Origin of the sequence: Cyclobacterium jeungdonense (genome assembly GCF_010994275.1) — a bacterium.
In the GTDB taxonomy this organism is placed as follows: Bacteria; Bacteroidota; Bacteroidia; order Cytophagales; family Cyclobacteriaceae; genus Cyclobacterium; species Cyclobacterium jeungdonense.
In genome coordinates, this window is the sequence record NZ_WMCD01000001.1 from 840,948 (window position 1) to 855,689 (window position 14,742).

Below are 14,742 nucleotides of genomic sequence, written 5' to 3' on the forward strand. Positions count from 1 at the left end.
CTTCAAACCCTAGCTAACGAACCAATTACTAACCCAAAATACCTAGCTTATGCGACTACCTACGACAGGCACCATACTGCCGGTCCTTTTTTTGCTACTGCTACAGTCATTTACCAGCCTTGAAAGTGAACTGGAAACCATTCGAAAACGAGTAGTGGCGGAATTGATGACAACTTCCATTTCTGAAGAGCGGGTTAAAGATATCTTGCAACGTATGGATACGGATGGTTCCTTTCCAGAGATAGACTACCAGGATTTGAGTAGAACGGCAGGTTTTCCCCACCGGCACCATACCTCAGATCTGGTTTACCTGGCAAAAGCCTATACCATTCCTTCCTCTCCCTATTATCAAGATCCGGAGCTTAAAGAAAAGATCACCTTATCCCTAAAATACTGGGTAGAAAACGATTTCGTAGGAGACAACTGGCACAACAACCAAATCACAACCCCGACCAACCTGGTCAACCTGATGCTCTTGATGGGGGATGAATTACCGGAGGATTTGGTGGAAAAAGCCCAACCCATTATTGGCCGGGCACATATGGAGGCTTCCGGTGCGCGGCCCAGCGGAGACCGCATCGTCATTGCAGGCATTCTGGCCAAAAATATGTTATTTACAAGGAATAAGGAAGCCTTTGACGAAGTCATCTCCATCATTGCCAATGAAATCAAATTTGCCACCGGTAAAAGGGGGATGCAGCACGACTACAGTTTTCACCACCGTGAGGACCGGGTAAATAACACTACCTCTTACGGTTATGGAAAATATGCCAATGCCTTCGGTGAATGGGCGGACTATGTGGCCGGAACTTCCTATGCCTTTGACAAGGACCGGATTAATCAGTTGGTGGATTATTACCTGGATGGGGTGTACAAACAACTCGTCTACGGGATCTATGAGGACATCAGCGTAAAAAACCGGTCCATTTCCAATCAATCCAGTTTCCATCCCGAAGGAACGGAGGAAATTAAACGCCTGTTGCGAAGTACCGATTACCGGAACGAGGAGTTGGAAGAAATTTTACGACTCCGAAAGGGAGAAATCTCCCCTACCCAGGCGTTTGCCAAATTTTTCTGGCAGACCGAACACTTTGTGTTGCAGCGGCCCGACTTTTATACCACCGTTCGCCTATTTTCCACCCGTAACCGAAACATGGAAAAGCCCTATAACGGCCCGGGAATCACCACTCACCACAGGGCTGATGGCACCAATTACCTGCAGCTAAAAGGCAACGAATACCACGACATCTGGCCGGTATATGACTGGCAAAAGATTTCCGGAACCACCATTCTGCAAAAGCCGGAACTCCACGGACCGGATGCCATCCAACTCGACGGCCTCACGGACTTTGTCGGCGCTGCCGAAGATGGGTATTTTGGAGCAGTAGGCTTTGATTTTATCAGTCCGCACGACGGTACCAAGGCAAAAAAAGGATGGTTTTTCTTTGACAGGGTGTACGTTTGTCTGGGGGCTGGAATTGTTTCGGACAAACCCTACCCCGTAGCCACGACTGTGGATCAGGTCTTGCTCCGGGGTCCGATACGGGTACAGCAAGTGGGAGCAGCGGCCCGGCAATTACCTGAGGGGGAACACGAACTAAAGAATTTGGAATGGCTTTACCACGATGGGGTGGGATATTGGTTTCCCAACCAGCCTACCCTATCCGTCAAAAACCAGGTTGAAACTGGAAGCTGGGCCGATATTACGGATCAAAAAAATGTCTCTACGGAGAAAATTCGAAAGAAGGTACTGACAGCCTATTTTGATCACGGAATTCGTCCAGAGGAGGCAGGTTATGCCTATGTAGTAGCACCCCGGACCAGTATCGAAGAGCTGGCTTCCCTCCCACAGTCCGGTTTGGAGATTTTGGCAAACAATCAAAGCCTACAAGCCGTCCACCACCCCGGGCTGGAGCAAACACAGGCCGTTTTCTACGCGGCAGGCTCCCTTTCTCTAACTGATGGGACTACGGTAGCAGTGGATCAACCGGGGATCGTGCTTGTAAGAAAAGACGGGGAATTCTTTCAGTCTCTGACCGTATCAGATCCCTTGCGATCCAAGGAGGTTTTTGTAATCCACCTGCCCGGCCATTACGAGGGAACATCTGAGGACGTTACGGCAGCTTGGAACTGGAGTACGGGCAGCACCCGGATTACCATTAAATTGCCTCAAAAAGTATATGCTGGTAAATCGATAACGGTGGCGTTACGGCCTCATAACTGATTGCGTTTTTGCAACCGAATTATCAAATGATGGGTTTTTACATTCTTCACAATAAATGGTCGATTGACGACCTCCGTACTGACTTAATTTATGATCAAACTATCTGCACTGCTCACGATTGGTATTTTTTGGATAAGTTTATTTTTGGGGACTTATTCACTCCAAGCCCAACAGCCTCCCAATATCATCCTGATCATGGCGGATGATCTGGGCTATGAGGTCTTGCCGGCCTATGGAAATAAAGAGCATCAAACGCCCGCCCTGGACCGCATGGCTGCCGGAGGGATGGTCTTTGAAAATGCCCATGCCATGCCCTTGTGTACTCCGTCCAGAGTACAGTTGATGACTGGGAAATACAATTTCCGTAATTATATCGGTTTTGGCCTGCTGGACCCTGCCGAAAAAACCATGGCCCATTGGCTGAAGGAACAGGGCTATGCCACCTGCGTGGTGGGCAAATGGCAACTGTATGGCAATGCCCGGCAGCAGGAATTAGCCGGGGGGAAGATCGGAAGCCTGCCGGAGGAAGCGGGCTTTGATTCCTATCGGCTGTGGCAAGTACGCGATCGGGGTTCCCGGTACAAAGACCCCTTATTGGAAACAAAAGGCAGTGGACTGGAAAAGTTCGACGGTAAATACGGGCCAGACCTTTTTACCGATTACCTGGAGGATTTTGTGGAGCAACAGGCAGGTAATCCCTTTTTCGCTTATTTTCCCATGGCGCTAACCCACGATCCCTTTGAGCCTTACCCGGGTTCCCCCGATTTTGCGGCATACGATCCCCAAAATCCGGTCAATGATCCCCGGTACTTTCCAGGTATGGTCAGCTACATGGACAAGCTGGTGGGACGCATTATCGACAAGGTGGTGGAACTGGGCATTGCCGAAAACACGCTGATCCTGTTTGTAGGAGACAATGGTACCGACCGGGATGTGGTCACCACGTTTAAGGGACAGGAGTTGCGCGGAAACAAGGGCTATACCAACGATTTGGGAACGCATGTGCCGATGTTGGCTTATTGGCCGGGGACGGTCGCTCCGGGCAGCAGAAACGAAAACCTGATCGACCTGACCGATTTTTTGCCTACCCTGCTGGAGGCTACCGGCAAGAAACCCAATGACTTGCCCGGACCCCTGGATGGGATTAGTTTTTATCCCCAATTGACGGATTCCGGGTACACCGGACCGGTACGGGAATGGGTATTTTGCCATTACGACCCCAATTGGGGCAATTTCACGCCCCGGACCTTTGTATACGATACGGATTGGAAGTACTATGCAGATGGAGAAATCTATGACTTGCACAACGATTTGCTGGAGACACGACCGCTAGCCTATAGTGAGCTAGATGCTAGTGGTAAAAAAGCAGTCCGGAAATTTCGCAGGGTTTTGAAGGAAATGCGGTAGATAGCGGCGGCAAATAAAATGAAACCATGTAAGGATTTTAAGGGCATTGAAGGGGTGCCGGGAGAATATGAAGTTCTATATTTGTTTAAAAAAAACCATTTAAGGGATCTAAGAACAAGGGTAAGATTCAGCAATTTCTATCAGGTCCAGAGTAAGTGATGTTTTATTCAGGGTAGAAATTGAGATTAAACGTCAGGCTGTCATAGTTTTAAAATCGCTATTTGGTTATTTTGATTTCATCAAACACATTTCCTTCCATATCGATCTGCCTCAGGAGTAATGCATTCTCATCGGTTTCCACCATAGTAAAGGAATGCCTATCTGAAACCAGTTTCACGGTGTAGGGTACCCAGTTTTCGGGTGGCCCATTCTTCCATAATTCAGGATTTTCACTTATTTCGGGTTCATAAAGAGCGGCTCCTCCGGCACCACTGATAATATAAATAATGCCATCAGCCCGGGTGTTTGTGGTGCCGTCAAAATGTTGGTCCAAATTATAATCCCCATTCACACTGCCTTCATCTGAAATAATAAACCTTGTGCCTGATTCATCTTTTTCAGGTTCAAACTTTAGAGGAACGGTGCGCTGATAGTTGTGTATATGACCGTTAAACACAAGGTCCACTCCCAATTCTTCTATCACAGGGGACAACAACCTCATCACCTGGTATTCATAATGCTGATGGCTGGAACTGAAAGGCGGATGGTGGAAAGCCACTATTTTCCAATCTGCCTTACTTTTTTTAATATCCTTTGTTAGCCATTCAATCAGCGCGGGGTCCAAGGGGTTGGCATAGTAATTGGCATCCAGACAGGCAATATAAACATTACCATATTCAAAGGAATAATTGGAAACCCTTGGATACCTGGGGGAAGTGTTTTTCAAAAAAGCATCAATTAAATCCTGGTCGCCTTCTGGCATTACCACATGCTGGGGTATTGGGGCGTTCCGCGGCAAATCGCTGTAATAAAAGAAAGCCAACCCGTCGGGGTATTTTTCAAAATCAGCACCGTAAATATCATGATTTCCGGGAAGCATATAGAAAGGGACGGAACCCATCAGGGAGGCGCCTTTTTCCGGATTAGCCACTGGGCTTAGGTAAAAAGGAAAAAAGCGAACTCTATACTCCATTGCACGCCCGTAAGAATAAGCCATATCACCGGTGACAAGGGCGAAATGTGGATTTTGCAGGTAAATCTGGTAAGCCACTGCCGCCTGTTCCATTGATCCTGCCCCAGGATCCCCAAACACAGCAAATTTAGTCTGGGGTTTTTTTGTCCGGGATGTAAAGGTATTTTCAGCTATGACGGTTTGCCCCATAGAAATCCGGTAAGTATAGGTTTCATCAAATTTGAGCCTTCTGATAGTTGCCCGATAAAGATTGGTTGTTTCATTGTTCACGTGGAGTTTAACGGAAGAGATTTTGACAGACTTTACCTTAGGTGCCGATTCAACAGAACTTCCAAGTGCCCATTCTACTTTAAAATCACCAGGCACACTATCTGTCTGCCAAATTACTACTTTTTGTTCCTTTCTAAGTTTGGGTGAATTACCTGGCTGTAGGTAAGGGGGAACAAGGATTTTTTGACCATATGTGGAATGCAGGAGACCTAATATTATTCCGTGTGTAAATAGGCCAAGAATTAGGTTTGTCATTTTCATAGTCTTCTTTCAATTTATCATTCTTTATTAATCACCCCAATCCCATTTTTATCCATGAAAAAGTGACAGAGTCAAATATGGTATTTTGTTTTTTTAAGTTATCGGGTGGCTCTACATTTTATGACTATATTTTCATTAAAACTTTGGTCGTTCTTTAATATGGCATAGAATTCATCAAGGAATTTACGAAGTGAATCCATCTCATCCGGGTGGATATCTGTATCTATTTCTCTTAAGACTTCCCAAAATTGGTCTTCCATTGATAAATATTCACTTCTTATTAATTGGAATAATCCCTCTTCTCTACAAAAACCCCGATATAGGCGCTCGCGGACACTCAATATGGGCAGCAATTCACTAACTTTTGCATAAGGGGCATTGACCAGCCCTGACATATCAAAATCATATGGGACGGGGACATTGGTTCTGGGAGGAACCTGTAGAATACTGACGTTATGTTGGGTTAAAGCGGACCAATCGGTATTGGCAATCATATATTGGAAAAAATCATGTCTGACAGCAGCCGTATCCTGCAATAAAAAGGGATTAATCACCTCGGCTTCCAGTATATCCCCACCCAACCTTTTAGCCATCAGGTATTCGTCTTCGATAAAAAAAGCTTTCAAATGATAGGATTTAGACTGCCTACCCCGCCGATCGGTTAGAGTCAGGGCCATCAATTTTGTATTGAAATTATAGGGAGTGATTAATCTATAGAGTTTATAGCAAAAATACTCTTTGAGGATCAAATCATTGGCATTGCCATGTGACATGCATGGAAGTACAAGCTTGAGGGTTTTGTGGTCTTCAAACAAGGTACCATTTCTTTCTTTTGCCTTTATCCTCAACTTTATAGGAGTGAAGAAGCAAATTTCCCTTCTGGAACTGCCCCTCGGACGAACGTCAATTTTGACGGAATCCCAAGCTTCTTTTTCAATTCTGTAATGAAGGTAGGTCGGGAAATATCGCTTGTCGCTATTGTTTTTTTTCAGTTCTCTGAATGGGTATTCCAATCGGACCTCCAGGGTATATGGGGTACCAAAAAGCCTCTTAATGGGTGCTTCCTGGGCTACGATGGCACTATAAATTAGAAAGAGAAAAACAAAAGCAGCATACCCTGTTTTCATCTATATCCTATTTTAATGGAAACCTTTACTTATAAAACATCATTGGATAAAATTGCTGCTTTTAGCTCATTGAATCCCATGTGTTTGCACTAACCAGAATAACGATGTCATGCCACCTGGATGAAACTTTTAAATCCATCCTGCCATACCAAGTGATATAAATGAATAAAAAATCACTATGTGACGTAACTAGCTAAATATAATCATTTATTCTCTATGAAAACAAGAAGTTTTAATTAAAAAGTAAGAAGATCAAAAAACTAAATACGCCTAATCCAAAGCCGTACATGATCACCTGATAGGCATATCCTAAAAGATTGTACTTTTGTTTTAAAATGACACCCTGACCATATAAATCTATGAGCATTTGCTCATAAATGTCTTTTCTGGAATGCAATAATTCTTCCATCTTTTCGATGTAGTCCTTTTGAGAATATTCAGCAATTACACCAAAGTACAGCAAACTTTGCTTTTCGGAAAGATTTGGTGTTAAATGGGTCTCAATTATTTTGGGTTGGGCAGCCAAAATGGCCAAAATGGCTGAGGTAAGACAGGATAAAACGATTATCATCATTGGTATTATAATGGTGAACCTATAAAAATCCATTTGATCAGCAATTATCCCATAACCGGAAATAGCGATGATGGATGATATAATTACGGTATTGATACTGATGATAATGTTAGCTTTGTTATCAATGATCTGCCTCAAATTGGTTTGATTCCGATAGGTTGTCCGAAAAAGCGTCTCCCTTTCTCTTCCTGATTTTTTTTTATAGTCTTCTATTTCACTTTCCATTATGCAGCTAAATTATCAATCCCTAGAACCCCAAATATGGCCAAGCCTTTCTAACCATATTTAATGAATATACCATATTCCAATTATTTTTTGAAGTTAGTTCCTTTTAATTTTAATTATTTTTTTAACTTAGGATAGGTTCATATAATAAAAAGTTCAATCGTGACGCTGCCTCAATTCGTCTCCAATAAACAGCCGCAACTATGTATTGCAGCATAAATAAGATAATGAGATTTATTGGCCTGTTTATTTTGATTTTTATTTCAAGCCACTTGAATGCCCAACCGACAGCGTTGTTTGAAGGTGACGAAATAATTTCAATTACGCTCTCAGGTGATTTGAAGGAATTATTAAACGATCGAACGGGTGAATCGCTATTCCGGACCATTACCTTATCCTACATGGGTGCGGACTCCACTTTGGTTTCTCTTCCTATTAGGAGCCGGACAAGGGGGAATTTTCGCAGGGCTAAAGGAAATTGCTCCCACCCACCACTACTGTTGAATTTCTCCAAGAAAAACCGAGAAGGAACGATCTTTAAACAGCAGGATCGAATGAAATTGGTTTTGCCTTGCCGTGGGGATAAGTATGTCCTGCGGGAGTATTATGTTTACAAACTTTATAACATGATTTCTCCTAAAAGTTTCCGCGCCCAATTGGTGAAACTGATATTGGATTCCCCTGAGTTGAAGGCAAGGGACAAGGGGCCCTTTTTTGGTATTTTGTTGGAAGAGGAGGATCAAATGGCCGAAAGAAACTACCAAATTTCGGTGAAAAAACAATTGGTCAAGCCAGAGCAAACCGAAAGGGAAGACTTTTTGAACATGGCTGTATTTCAATATATGATCGGCAATACTGACTGGTCTGTGCAGTACCGACAAAATATAAAACTGATTGCTTCCGATTCATCATCCAGGCCCATCACTGTTCCCTATGATTTTGATCATGCAGGTATCGTACGTGCCCCATATGCTAAGCCAGCAGAGGAATTAAAAATGCGTTCTACCTTAGAGAGGAGATATCGCGGCTTTTGTATGGAGGATATGAAAAGTTTCGTTAACGTATTCGATCACTTTTCAGGGTTAAAAGAAGCTATCTTTTCTCTGTATAGGAATAGTGAACGTCTGGACAAAAAGTACATCCATTCTACCCTAAGGTATCTGGATGATTTTTATACTACCATTAATGATTCCCGAAGAGCCAGAAGAGCATTCTTGTACCCCTGCCAAGCGAGTGGGACGGGTAATGTGGTGATAAAAGGGTTGAGAAATTAGTTTTTTTCGACCGTATTAGGTATATAGTCTAAAAAGAAGCGATTCATAAAAACATCAGCAATTGGGAAAAGCAAGGCATGTTTCAAAAGAAAATTTACTCAACCGATTCAGCCATTATTGCTTCCAAATGTTTCATCAAATCGCTGAAGCCTTCCTGAGGGCTAAAATTCATTAACTTTAAATCTTCTTCAACAACAGCAACGTGCCCGGGAGGCATGTAAAATACATCACCTTCTTTTAAAACGACCTCAGTCCCATCATCATAGGTAAGCCGCAGTACTCCCTTCAAAATATATCCCCAATGTGGTACCTGGCAACTGTCATTTTTTAATCCCTCTAATAGCAGAGCAAGATCTGTTCCTGCAGGCATTTCATTTACAGCAACTGTCATTTCACCCCAACCTTCAATATAATTTAATAGTTTATCACCAGGAAAATTATCCAATTAAATATGAGAGTTTACGCTGGTACCCGATGCATTAGTCCCTTGAATAAGGCTTGTAAACGAATAGCCCATCAAGATAGTAAATAGAAATCCGTTAATTAAAGTTTTCATTTTCCGGGAGGTTTTAGCGTCGAACATCTGTCGTAGCAATCGGTTTCTCTCAATTGGTTCTAATTTTTCCAAAAAGATCGCGAATAAACAGGCCAATCTTTTTCGTAATTGTTGCAATCTCTTTTTATCATGTTGCGGTGAAACCATATAGGAATGGAAGGGTTTATATACAACTATTGATGAACTTATACTCCCAAGAGACAAAAGGGGCAAATGGGATGGGAGTGACTTTTATCACAGGTGATCTTTTTTATTCATCGTACTTTTACGATGTAAAATGAAAGGATGGATCGAACACTTGTAAAGATCGACTATACGCTTAAAGAGCAAAAGTTGGCCCAATACGCAAAGTCCTTGGGACATCCGGTAAGTATACAGATTCTGAAGATTCTCATTGATAAGCCTTGCAGTTTGTTTTAATGGAGACCTGACAGAAATCATCCCACTGGCACAATCCATCATTTCCTAGCATCTCGATTCCCTCAATGAGGCAGGCTTGATCCAGGGAGAAATTATACCACCCAAAATCAAATATTGCCTGAACAAAGAAAATTGGGCGGAAGTCACCGAATTATTTAAAACGTTATTTAAATCCCGAAAAGCATGAAAACGATAAAAATTCTTGGAACAGGTTGTCCCAAATGCAAGCAAACCGAATCCATTATCAAAGACGTGATCGCAAAAGTAGGGATTGAGGTGGAAGTGATCAAAGTGGAGGATATACAGCAAATCATGCAGTATAACGTACTATCTACTCCGGCCATCGTAGTAGATGAAGTAGTCAAAATGAACGGGAAAGTCCCCACTAATCGGGAAGTAATTACCCTTTTATCCTAAACCAAAACAACAATCAAGGAACTAGCCTGACCCACCACCATCCCAAAGTGCTTCTCGTTGCTAATTTAAAAAACTAAAAATCAGGTTTGACTGGTTACAAAGCTTTGCGGATTGGCTGATCTAGAGGTAGCCTTCAATTTCTTTGAACAGTACCTTGGCCAAGGGCAATGGTGGAAAATACCACTTGCCGTTATTTTGGCCGTTTTGCGCTTTTTATTATCCTTTCCGGCTTTATTTTTAACCTTATCTTTACCACCATATAAAAAACTTTCTAAAGAAGTACATTATGAATGAATTATTAGAACTCTGGAAAGAAGGCCGAACCCGATTAACCAACCAACTGGCCACTGTCAAAGCCGAAGACCTGACCAAAAAACTGGGTGACAGTCCGAATTCCGCTGGTTTTTTGATTCGACACATCGCAGAAGTTGAATTGCTTTTTGCCAAAAATGTGTTTGGCAATACCGACGTAAAAGTGGATGCCCAAACACTTAAGGCCGGAAAAGACACCGGAGAATGGACCGATTTGGATTCATTGTTGGCCATAGTAGAAGAAGCAGGCCTGCAACTTGGAAAAGCCATTGAAAGCCAAAAAAACTGGGAAACCACCATCGAAACCAAGGAATTTGGTAAGAAGACAAAAGCAGCGGCATTTGGAAGAATCACCACGCATACGGCCTACCATGCAGGACAGTTGGCAATAGTAGTGAAATATGGAACGTAGAAAACAGTCTATGAACAGGTCGATTGCCAAACCGATAATGGTTTCAGAAACAAATTTGCGGTAAAACCAGCCTATCTAAGGTCAGATTCAGAATAGAGATTCAAATCCTATGGGTACACATACATACCTGCCTGCTAAATGAAATGTATATTATTCCCCATGTGAAATAGGGCTTTTAAAGACCTGCGCTCTCAATCCAAAAAAGCACCAGTACAATCAGTGTAACCGCCGGCGCCACCACCATCCAGTCATTTACCTTTAAAAGGCCTGGTAGGGTAAGATCACCGAAATAGCCTTTTTTCAGGATGCCATCCTTTAGATTAGGATACATGATGGCAAATATCCATGTACCTAGAACAATACCTGCTAATCCTCCGGTAATGGCATCCAAATACCCATTGCCAACCGCACCGGCAATAGTACCAGGGCAATAACCAAGCACCGCAAAGCCAACACCAAAAATCGATGCCCCAAGCACGTTCATCCCTACGGAACCACTTTTGATCGAAAGCTTAATCCAGCCCATCGATTTCATAAAATAAACCCCAACCATACCGGTAGCTACAGCCGACAGCATAATTTGCAGCACTGTAAAGTCGGTGAGCAGTAACTGCGCAACAATAACATCGTATTTGGTTGCGCCACCTTTGTGAAGCAGAAAACCAAACACGATACCGAAACCCAAGCCATAGAATAAATTTCTTTTGTCTTCCGACTCTACGGCGTTTTTTGTTTTTGCCGAAACTTCCTTTTCTGATTCTTTCATAACCTTTTCTGTTTTAAGCAATAACAAAAAAAATAATATGAGCAGTTATAATTCCTCCCACAAAAAAGAAGATGGCTGAAATCCAACTTGATACGGCGAGTTGCAAGGTGCCACTAATGCCGTGCCCACTGGTGCACCCGCCGGCAAAACGGGCACCAAATCCCAGAAGGATACCTCCTATGACTGCCACAAACACACGCAAAAGGGCATTATCTCCAAATGCTGATGACCACAGGGACGGTACCCACACACCTACTTGGAAATCTCCTGATATACTGGCTGAAATAAACGACCCGATAACTACTCCAATAACCAGCATCCACTGCCAATTTATCAAGAGTTTAATTTTCTCGTAATAGGGCCTTTGTTTGGCTTTTTCCCCTCTAATCATCTGCTCAATCATTCCCCCGGCGCGGGCAAATGTGGTGGAAGTGGCAATGGGTTTGCCCGATATCAAAAAACTCAACCAACTTAATATCCCGATTCCTATGCCTACTGTGTAGGGTGACCAGGTAGTGTCTGTTAAGGCTGAAGCGAATGTTTCCATAAACGATTGAATTTTAGATTACTATTTTATTTTTTCAGATAAATTATTTCTCACAAGGAGATTTGTTAGATGAAGAAGAAATAAAATATTGAAACGGTAATGGACAGAAAAAGAATGGTCATTCCACTCCCCGCCTTCATATAATCAGCATTTCGATAACCACCCGGAGACATCAAGAAAGCATTTACCTGGTGTGTGGGGAGTATAAATGAATTTGCCGCACAGATAGCTGCCATCAGTACAAGTGGACGCGGATCAATGTCTGCAATGCCCGCCATTCCAATTACTAAAGGTGCAAGCACAACGATTGCACCCACGTTGGACATAAAGAGTGAAAAAACGGTAGACAACACACCAACCATTAGTACGAAATAAACAGGATGAAAATCAATTACCACGCTCATAATAGATTCGGCCAGGAACATGGCTGTACCCGTTTTTTGCATGGCCACACCCAGTGGAATTAATCCAGCCAGCAAAAAGACAACTTTCCATTCTATGGACTCATAGGCCTCTGACATATTCAACACCCGGGTAAAAACCATGCAAAGGGCACCGGTCAAAAATGCCATCGAAATGGGAAAGCCAACCATTGCCAGCGTAATGGCAAATACAAAGCAGCCTATCGCCGGCCAGGTTTTTGATTTGTCTTTATTATCCACATCAAATTCGGTGAGAACGACAAAATCAGCGCTTTCTTTCAAACTTCTTAATTCGATCCATCTTCCGTAAACGATCAAAGTGTCGCCCGAAATGATTTTCACATCAGAAAAATTTCCTGCTACTTTTTCACCATTATTGAATAGTATGATTGGCTCCACCGCGTATCTTTTTCTTAAAGAAAACTCTCGGATACTTTTCCCGGCAAGTTCAGAGCTTGGCGGAATAATTACCTCCGCAAAACCGCTACCATCGGCATTAAAATCATCAGAAAAGAGTTTTGAAGAAGAAACTTCCTCGAGTTGGAAGTCTTTTGAAAACTGCTGAATGTTTTCGGCTGAACCCAAAAGAGCAAGGGTTTGCCCCTGCTCAAATTTGGATTCTCGCCAAGGCGCGTAAACTACGTCCTTCTCTTTTCCAATTCCTATCAAATTCACCTGGTAGGTATTCCACAAGTGCGCTTGTTCTGGTGTTTTCCCAACCAACGAGCTCTCTTCGTGGATGGAAAGCAATTTTATATTATGGGGTAAATTAAGCTTTTCAATAAGCTCTTCTTGTTCTGATTTTTTTTCTTCCCCAATTTCTTTTTGGCGTAAAACTTTATCTCCAAATAGTAAGAAGTAACTTATACCGGCTATCAATAAGATACTACCAATAGGTGTGACGCGAAATAAGTTGTAGGCATCAAGCCCTTCATTTTTTAACAGGTCATTTACCAAAATAAGCGGTCCAGAACCGACCATTGTTAGTGTTCCTCCTAATATGGCCGCAAAACCAATGGGCATAATAAGCGATGATGGGGGAATTTTCGTTCTTCGCGAGACCTGCAGGATTCCCGGTAGAAAGAGTGCTGCGGCACCGATGTTCTGTATTAAACCAGAAAGCAACCCCACGGAAATGGAGAGCAGCCCGATCAAATTCCGCCTGTGATTTCCGGCTTTTCTGATAATAAATTTTGAAAATTCATCCATTATTCCTGTTCGGGAAATGCCACTGCCCAAAATCATCACGCTTAGCATGGCGATCACGGCATTACTTGAAAACCCGGAAAACATCTCCTCAGAATCCAAAATACCTGTCCAGCCTAGTGCCAACATGCATGCAATGGCAACAATATCAATACGGACCAGATCGAGTACCAGCATTGTTACTGTTATTCCAAGGATTGCCAAGACTATGATTATTTCAGATTCCATATCTTTGATTGAGGCTTTGATTCTCCGTTATAAAAAGTCGGTTACAGGACCAGCCTGTTTTTGTCGACAATTGCTTTATAATTGGCATCTTTTTAGGGTAAGATTAGCCTTCTTGGCTCCAATCAGTCCATCCCACACCATAATTTGATATGTTTTCAAATCCATTGGCAACAAGCAATGAATAAGCAACTGCTGAACGGTTTCCACTATCACAATAAATAATTACCTCTTTGTCTTTTGCTACTTTTCCAAAATTTTCATCCAGCGTTCCATTGAATACATTTACAGCTTCATCAATATGCCCTTCTTTGTATTCTGACTTGCCTCTGACATCAATTATTTGCACGTCTTCTTTAGATATTTTTTCTTCTACCACTGCTTTATCCAAAGTTTGGTAAGAATTTAAGTTCTCTTTTTCAAAAGTGGAAAGTTGTTCAGGCGTGATATACCCTTGAATCTTGTCCATGCCTGCTCTAACAAGTCTGGCCTTCCCACATCGCCAACAAATACAAAATCACCTGTAAATAACATGGAGGGTTTGTCTGTCGCTGGATGATCGGTCAATAAAAAGCTCAAATGTTCCGGTGTATGTCCGGGCGTATGAATAACATCAATGGAAAGTTTACCTACTTTAATAATATCACCATTTTTTAATTTGTTATGCGGAAATTCATATTTCCAATCTTCGTCACCTTCATCTGAAAGAAAAAGTTCTGCTCCAGTAAGCTCGGCTAACTCTCGGGAGCCACACAGGAAATCTGCATTAATATGCGTTTCTATAATGTGGGTTATTTTGAAGTTATTTTCCGCAGCAATTTGCAGATAGGTATCCACATCTCTTTTTGGCTCAATTATCGCTGCTATTCCAGCTTTTTGGCAACCAATAACATAACTTGCCTGGGCCAAACTTTTGTCATATACCAATTCGAAATACATATTCTATAGGGGTTTATTATTAAAGA

16 protein-coding genes are annotated in these 14,742 nt (G+C 42.5%); 7 read left to right on the forward strand and 9 right to left on the reverse strand.

What is annotated here, in order from left to right; genetic code table 11:
• The first annotated feature begins 49 nt into the window (after positions 1-49).
• The gene (locus tag GKS34_RS03225) at positions 50-2,224 is read left to right on the forward strand and encodes a polysaccharide lyase family 8 super-sandwich domain-containing protein (RefSeq protein WP_163383360.1); all 2,175 of its coding nucleotides are present in this window, start codon (positions 50-52) and stop codon (positions 2,222-2,224) included.
• A 90-nt stretch (positions 2,225-2,314) separates the two neighbouring features.
• Positions 2,315-3,631 (forward strand): sulfatase family protein, encoded by a 1,317-nt coding sequence (locus GKS34_RS03230; protein WP_163383361.1) that lies wholly within the window; start codon positions 2,315-2,317, stop codon positions 3,629-3,631.
• A gap of 217 nt (positions 3,632-3,848) precedes the next feature.
• On the opposite strand, the gene GKS34_RS03235 is transcribed toward GKS34_RS03230, so the two are convergent.
• The 3 genes from GKS34_RS03235 to GKS34_RS03245 all read right to left on the reverse strand — a co-directional run bounded on the left by GKS34_RS03235 (position 3,849) and on the right by GKS34_RS03245 (position 7,220).
• Positions 3,849-5,294, reverse strand: a complete 1,446-nt coding sequence (locus GKS34_RS03235) for a metallophosphoesterase family protein (RefSeq protein WP_163383362.1) — start codon at positions 5,292-5,294, stop codon at positions 3,849-3,851.
• A 98-nt stretch (positions 5,295-5,392) separates the two neighbouring features.
• Entirely contained in the window at positions 5,393-6,421 is a 1,029-nt protein-coding gene (locus tag GKS34_RS03240; RefSeq protein ID WP_163383363.1) for a hypothetical protein, read from the reverse strand.
• Positions 6,422-6,653: 232 nt separating this feature from the next.
• Positions 6,654-7,220, reverse strand: a complete 567-nt coding sequence (locus GKS34_RS03245) for a Pycsar system effector family protein (RefSeq protein WP_163383364.1) — start codon at positions 7,218-7,220, stop codon at positions 6,654-6,656.
• A 227-nt stretch (positions 7,221-7,447) separates the two neighbouring features.
• On the opposite strand from GKS34_RS03245, the gene GKS34_RS03250 reads away from it, so the two are divergent.
• Entirely contained in the window at positions 7,448-8,494 is a 1,047-nt protein-coding gene (locus GKS34_RS03250) for a hypothetical protein (protein ID WP_163383365.1), read from the forward strand.
• Between the two features lie 94 nt (positions 8,495-8,588).
• On the opposite strand, the gene GKS34_RS03255 is transcribed toward GKS34_RS03250, so the two are convergent.
• Complete coding sequence (locus GKS34_RS03255; RefSeq protein WP_163383366.1) at positions 8,589-8,939, reverse strand: cupin domain-containing protein; 351 nt, start codon at positions 8,937-8,939, stop codon at positions 8,589-8,591.
• Positions 8,940-9,335: 396 nt separating this feature from the next.
• Between GKS34_RS03255 and GKS34_RS23555 the strand changes: the two genes are divergently transcribed.
• The 4 genes from GKS34_RS23555 to GKS34_RS03275 all read left to right on the forward strand — a co-directional run bounded on the left by GKS34_RS23555 (position 9,336) and on the right by GKS34_RS03275 (position 10,611).
• Positions 9,336-9,470 carry a hypothetical protein gene (locus GKS34_RS23555; protein ID WP_262888544.1) on the forward strand — a complete coding sequence of 45 codons (135 nt, stop codon included), beginning with the start codon at positions 9,336-9,338 and terminating at the stop codon, positions 9,468-9,470.
• A gap of 183 nt (positions 9,471-9,653) precedes the next feature.
• Entirely contained in the window at positions 9,654-9,887 is a 234-nt protein-coding gene (locus GKS34_RS03265; RefSeq protein WP_163383367.1) for a thioredoxin family protein, read from the forward strand.
• A gap of 111 nt (positions 9,888-9,998) precedes the next feature.
• Positions 9,999-10,181 carry a hypothetical protein gene (locus GKS34_RS03270; RefSeq protein WP_163383368.1) on the forward strand — a complete coding sequence of 61 codons (183 nt, stop codon included), beginning with the start codon at positions 9,999-10,001 and terminating at the stop codon, positions 10,179-10,181.
• Positions 10,174-10,611: a DinB family protein gene (locus GKS34_RS03275; protein WP_163383369.1), complete on the forward strand. Its 438-nt coding sequence runs from the start codon at positions 10,174-10,176 to the stop codon at positions 10,609-10,611. Before GKS34_RS03270 ends, GKS34_RS03275 begins: the two co-directional genes overlap by 8 nt.
• Positions 10,612-10,786: 175 nt before the next feature.
• Here the strand turns inward: GKS34_RS03275 and GKS34_RS03280 are convergent, their stop codons facing one another.
• The 5 genes from GKS34_RS03280 to GKS34_RS23670 all read right to left on the reverse strand — a co-directional run bounded on the left by GKS34_RS03280 (position 10,787) and on the right by GKS34_RS23670 (position 14,716).
• Positions 10,787-11,377, reverse strand: a complete 591-nt coding sequence (locus GKS34_RS03280; RefSeq protein WP_163383370.1) for a YeeE/YedE thiosulfate transporter family protein — start codon at positions 11,375-11,377, stop codon at positions 10,787-10,789.
• A 13-nt stretch (positions 11,378-11,390) separates the two neighbouring features.
• Positions 11,391-11,924, reverse strand: coding sequence for a YeeE/YedE thiosulfate transporter family protein (locus GKS34_RS03285; protein WP_163383371.1), 534 nt, complete (start codon positions 11,922-11,924; stop codon positions 11,391-11,393).
• 65 nt (positions 11,925-11,989) lie between these two features.
• A complete protein-coding gene (locus GKS34_RS03290; protein ID WP_240459174.1) occupies positions 11,990-13,729 on the reverse strand; it encodes an SLC13 family permease in 1,740 nt (579 codons plus the stop codon).
• A 154-nt stretch (positions 13,730-13,883) separates the two neighbouring features.
• Complete coding sequence (locus GKS34_RS23665) at positions 13,884-14,168, reverse strand: rhodanese-like domain-containing protein (RefSeq protein ID WP_317167951.1); 285 nt, start codon at positions 14,166-14,168, stop codon at positions 13,884-13,886.
• Positions 14,169-14,182: 14 nt separating this feature from the next.
• On the reverse strand, positions 14,183-14,716 hold the full coding sequence (locus GKS34_RS23670; RefSeq protein ID WP_317167952.1) for an MBL fold metallo-hydrolase: 534 nt from the start codon (positions 14,714-14,716) through the stop codon (positions 14,183-14,185).
• Positions 14,717-14,742 lie beyond the last annotated feature (26 nt).

Excerpts from the sequence above, each read along its gene's own strand:
- GKS34_RS03285 (WP_163383371.1), bottom strand. The coding sequence starts at position 11,924 with ATGGAAACATTCGCTTCAGCCTTAACAGACACTACCTGGTCACCCTAC.
- GKS34_RS03225 (WP_163383360.1), top strand. The coding sequence starts at position 50 with ATGCGACTACCTACGACAGGCACCATACTGCCGGTCCTTTTTTTGCTA.
- GKS34_RS03280 (WP_163383370.1), bottom strand. The coding sequence starts at position 11,377 with ATGAAAGAATCAGAAAAGGAAGTTTCGGCAAAAACAAAAAACGCCGTA.
- GKS34_RS23555 (WP_262888544.1), top strand. The coding sequence starts at position 9,336 with ATGGATCGAACACTTGTAAAGATCGACTATACGCTTAAAGAGCAAAAG.
- GKS34_RS03230 (WP_163383361.1), top strand. The coding sequence starts at position 2,315 with ATGATCAAACTATCTGCACTGCTCACGATTGGTATTTTTTGGATAAGT.
- GKS34_RS03290 (WP_240459174.1), bottom strand. The coding sequence starts at position 13,729 with ATGCTGGTACTCGATCTGGTCCGTATTGATATTGTTGCCATTGCATGC.
- GKS34_RS03235 (WP_163383362.1), bottom strand. The coding sequence starts at position 5,294 with ATGAAAATGACAAACCTAATTCTTGGCCTATTTACACACGGAATAATA.
- GKS34_RS03265 (WP_163383367.1), top strand. The coding sequence starts at position 9,654 with ATGAAAACGATAAAAATTCTTGGAACAGGTTGTCCCAAATGCAAGCAA.
- GKS34_RS23670 (WP_317167952.1), bottom strand. The coding sequence starts at position 14,716 with ATGTATTTCGAATTGGTATATGACAAAAGTTTGGCCCAGGCAAGTTAT.
- GKS34_RS03245 (WP_163383364.1), bottom strand. The coding sequence starts at position 7,220 with ATGGAAAGTGAAATAGAAGACTATAAAAAAAAATCAGGAAGAGAAAGG.
- GKS34_RS03275 (WP_163383369.1), top strand. The coding sequence starts at position 10,174 with ATGAATGAATTATTAGAACTCTGGAAAGAAGGCCGAACCCGATTAACC.
- GKS34_RS03240 (WP_163383363.1), bottom strand. The coding sequence starts at position 6,421 with ATGAAAACAGGGTATGCTGCTTTTGTTTTTCTCTTTCTAATTTATAGT.
- GKS34_RS03250 (WP_163383365.1), top strand. The coding sequence starts at position 7,448 with ATGAGATTTATTGGCCTGTTTATTTTGATTTTTATTTCAAGCCACTTG.